This window comes from Streptomyces sp. UF-297, assembly GCF_058245575.1.
This window is the reverse complement of the sequence record NZ_JBSIBZ010000193.1, coordinates 1-3,423: the sequence shown is the minus strand read 5'-3', so window position 1 is coordinate 3,423 and position 3,423 is coordinate 1. Positions and strand designations below refer to the sequence as shown.

4 protein-coding genes are annotated in these 3,423 nt (G+C 71.5%); 2 read left to right on the top strand and 2 right to left on the bottom strand.

Annotated elements, in window-relative coordinates; genetic code table 11:
* Nucleotides 1–110: 110 nt before the first annotated feature.
* The gene (locus tag AC4IJH_RS43255; protein ID WP_490857526.1) at nt 111–716 is read right to left on the bottom strand and encodes a pyridoxamine 5'-phosphate oxidase family protein; all 606 of its coding nucleotides are present in this window, start codon (nt 714–716) and stop codon (nt 111–113) included.
* Nucleotides 717–1,152: 436 nt separating this feature from the next.
* Between AC4IJH_RS43255 and AC4IJH_RS43250 the strand changes: the two genes are divergently transcribed.
* Nucleotides 1,153–2,016, top strand: a complete 864-nt coding sequence (locus AC4IJH_RS43250; RefSeq protein ID WP_490857525.1) for an esterase/lipase family protein — start codon at nt 1,153–1,155, stop codon at nt 2,014–2,016.
* A gap of 36 nt (nt 2,017–2,052) precedes the next feature.
* Here AC4IJH_RS43250 and AC4IJH_RS43245 read toward each other — a convergent pair whose 3' ends face one another.
* Nucleotides 2,053–2,637, bottom strand: coding sequence for a TetR/AcrR family transcriptional regulator (locus AC4IJH_RS43245; RefSeq protein WP_490857524.1), 585 nt, complete (start codon nt 2,635–2,637; stop codon nt 2,053–2,055).
* A gap of 65 nt (nt 2,638–2,702) precedes the next feature.
* Between AC4IJH_RS43245 and AC4IJH_RS43240 the strand changes: the two genes are divergently transcribed.
* Nucleotides 2,703–3,242 carry an SRPBCC family protein gene (locus AC4IJH_RS43240; RefSeq protein ID WP_490857523.1) on the top strand — a complete coding sequence of 180 codons (540 nt, stop codon included), beginning with the start codon at nt 2,703–2,705 and terminating at the stop codon, nt 3,240–3,242.
* Nucleotides 3,243–3,423: the final 181 nt, after the last annotated feature.

The window sequence follows — 3,423 nt, the reverse complement described above, 5'->3', positions numbered from 1 at the left end:
GAGCGGACTCCACGAGGCCATGAGCGGACTCCACGAGGCCATGAGCGGACTCCACGAGGCCATGAGCGGACTCCACGCACTCCCTGCGGTGCGCGCCCGCCCGGCCGTCCTCAGCCGTAAAGCCGCTCCGCGTACTTCGGCCCGTAGTGCTCCTCCAGCATCTCCAGGGGTATGCCCGGCGCCTCGAGTCCCTTGACCATACGGGCCCTTGAGGGCATCGCATCCGGCTGCCAGGTCTCCGGCTTCCACAGGCTGGAGCGCAGGAACGCCTTGGCGCAGTGGTAGAAGACCTCCTCGATCTCGACGAGGAGCGCGAGCTGCGGCCGGTTGCCCTTGACCGTCATCTCGTCGAAGTACGGCGCGTCGCGCAGCAGCCGCGCCCGCCCGTTGATGCGGAGCGTGTCGCCGCGGCCGGGCAGCAGGAAGTTGAGGCCGACATGCGGGTTGGCGAGGATGTTCCGGAAGCCGTCCACCCGCTTGTTGCCGGGGCGGTCCGGGATCACGATCGTCGTCTCGTCCAGGACACGGGTGAAGCCCGCGGGGTCGCCCTTGGGCGAGACGTCGCAGCGGCCCTGCGCGTCCGAGGTCGCTATCAGACAGAACGGGGAGTGGGCCAGCCACTGCCGGTCCAGCTCGTGCAGGGCGTGCCTGGTCTTGTTCGACGCGTGGTCGTTGGGCTCCCCGACCAGCTCGCGCAGCTCGGCCTCGGAGGAGATCTCGGTGACGCCGACCGGCGTGGCCGGCTCTCGCTGCCCGGACCGTACCGCCTGCTCGCCCTGCTCCACGGTGTCCACTACCGCCTCCCCTTGCTCCGGCCGATCGCGGGTGATCGCCCCACGTTCGACTGTACGGGACACCACTGACAGACCTTCCAGGGCCTGACGTCCCCGTCCGTCCCGTGGGGATTGTGTGCGGCTTCCTTCACCGTCGCACGGCTGGCCCATCGACGTACTCGCCCGTAACTTGACTGGAGCTCAGCACCACTGGCCCGCCCGCGCCGATCCGATGGCGCACGGGGGTGGCGTGGCGCCCTGCGATCCGGACCGCAGCCGAACGGCCTTCCGTGAAGGCGAACGACCTTCTGCGACGAGCGGAGGAACCCCCTGCGCTCGCCCGCCCGTTCCCCGTCCGCTCATCCGCAAGGAGCCCGGCATGAAGCCGCTCTGGAAACGCCCGTTCGCCGTTCTCCCGGCCCTGGCCCTGGCCCTGGCCATCGGCCTGGCCACGGCGCCCGCTTCCGCCGCCGCGCCCGCCACCGACCGGGGCTGGAACGACTACTCCTGCCGGCCGTCCGCCGCCCACCCCAGGCCGGTCGTCCTCGTCCACGGCACCTTCGGCAACTCCGTGGACAACTGGCTGGGCCTCGCCCCCTACTTGGTGGCGCGCGGCTACTGCGTCTTCTCCCTCGACTACGGCCGGCTGCCCGGCGTGGGCTTCTTCCACGGCCTGGGCCCCATCGAGAAGTCGGCCACCGAACTCGCCACGTACGTGGACCGCGTGCTGGCGGTGACCGGAGCGCCCGAGGCCGATCTCGTCGGCCACTCCCAGGGCGGGCTGATGCCGCGCTACTACCTCAAGTTCCTGGGCGGCGCGGCCAAGGTGAACGCCCTGGTCGGACTCGGCCCCGACCACCACGGCACCGACCTGATGGGCCTGACCCGCCTGCTGGACTACTTCCCGGGCGCCGAAGAGGCCATCGAGGGCACCGCCCCCGCCCTCACCGACCAGGTGACGGGCTCCGCCTTCCTCAAGCGCCTCAACGAGGGCGGCGACACCGTCCCCGGAGTGCGCTACACGGTCATCGCCACCAAGTACGACCAGATCGTCACCCCCTACCGCACCCAGTTCCTCGACGGCCCGAACGTCAACAACGTCCTCATCCAATCCCTCTGCCCCGTCAACCTCTCCGACCACCTGGCCATCGGCCTCACCGACCGCCTCGCCTTCCACGAAACCACCAACGCCCTGGATCCCTCCCACGCCCGCCCGACAACCTGCGCCTCGGCCTCCGCCTGAGGGCTTCGGACTCTCCGGTGCCTCGCGGGCGCCACCTCACGTCGCCAGGAGCGCGGCGGTGCACTCCTCGGCGAGTGCCTCGGCGTGGGCGGGCAGGGGGCTGCCCGCGCGGAGGTGGCGGCGTACCAGGGACAGCGGGACGTCGATGACGGCCAGCGCGATCCGCTCGCCGTCCTGGGGGCCGGTGGCGCCCAGCGCCGCGGCCAGGGCGGCCACGGACTGGCGTACGCGCCGATGGCCCCGGTCCGCGCGCCGGATGTGCTCCTGCGCCCAGCTCTCGCGGCCGAAGTCCTCGGCGCCGTACAGGAGAAGGGCCGCTTCGGCGGGGTGGGCGCGGCTCCAGGACACGACGTGCCGGGCCGCCGCCGCGCCCGCCTCGCGGGGGTCCTCGCTCGACTCCAGCGCGGCGAAGTAGCCCTCCTGGAAGCGCTCGACCGTACGCAGCCACACCTCGGCCAGGAGGGCCGGGCGGCCGGGGAAGCGGTGGTAGACCGAGCCGCTCGGGGCGCCGACCGCCTGCGCGACGGCGGACATGGTCACGCCCGCAGGACCGGCCTCGGCGGCCAGCCGTACGGCGGCGTCGAGGAGCTGGGCGGTGTCGAAGCGGGGTGGTCTCGCCATGTTGTAGAGAGTACTCTCTACAAGTATTGGAGGACCCTCTCCAGAACCTCGTCCAGGAGGACGGCATGGCTGTGTACAACCTGCACGAACGGGTGCTGCCGGTAGGGGAGAAAGCAGTCGGGGCACTGATCGACAGCCTGGCGGGGCCCGCCGACCAGCTGTGGCCCGCGGACCGCTGGCCGCCCATGAAATTCGACCGCCCCCTGGCCGTGGGAGCGGTCGGCGGCCACGGCCCGGTGCGCTACACCGTCGCCACGTACATCCCCGGCACGTGGATCCGCTTCACCTTCACCGGCCCGCGCGGCTTCCACGGCTTCCACGAATACACCGTCCACCCCCTGGGCCAGGACCGGACCGTCCTGCGCCACACCCTGGCCATGGCCCCCCGCGGCTCCGCCCGCCTCTCCTGGCCGCTCCTCTTCCGCCCCCTCCACAACGCCTGCCTGCAAGACAGCCTCGACCGCGCCGAACTCACCTGCACGGGAACTTTGCCCCACCCCGCCAACTGGAGCCCGTACACACGCTTCCTGCGCAGGCTCCTCCGGGTGCCGGGCGGGAGGGGCGATACGCCCATGGTCGGATCCGTACCAGGGGGACGCGCCTAGCTCGGACGCGCCGAGCCCGACCCGCGCTGAGGGCCCCGCACGGGCCGAGCCAGGCCGTCGCATCGGTGTCTTGTGGCCGGTTGGTGATCCTGGGCTTCAGGGTTGGTGTCTTGTGGCCGGTTGGTGATCCTGGGCTTCAGGGTTGGTGTCTTGTGGCCGGTTGGTGATCCTGGGCTTCAGG

Excerpts from the sequence above, each read along its gene's own strand:
- AC4IJH_RS43250 (WP_490857525.1), top strand. The coding sequence starts at position 1,153 with ATGAAGCCGCTCTGGAAACGCCCGTTCGCCGTTCTCCCGGCCCTGGCC.
- AC4IJH_RS43245 (WP_490857524.1), bottom strand. The coding sequence starts at position 2,637 with ATGGCGAGACCACCCCGCTTCGACACCGCCCAGCTCCTCGACGCCGCC.
- AC4IJH_RS43240 (WP_490857523.1), top strand. The coding sequence starts at position 2,703 with ATGGCTGTGTACAACCTGCACGAACGGGTGCTGCCGGTAGGGGAGAAA.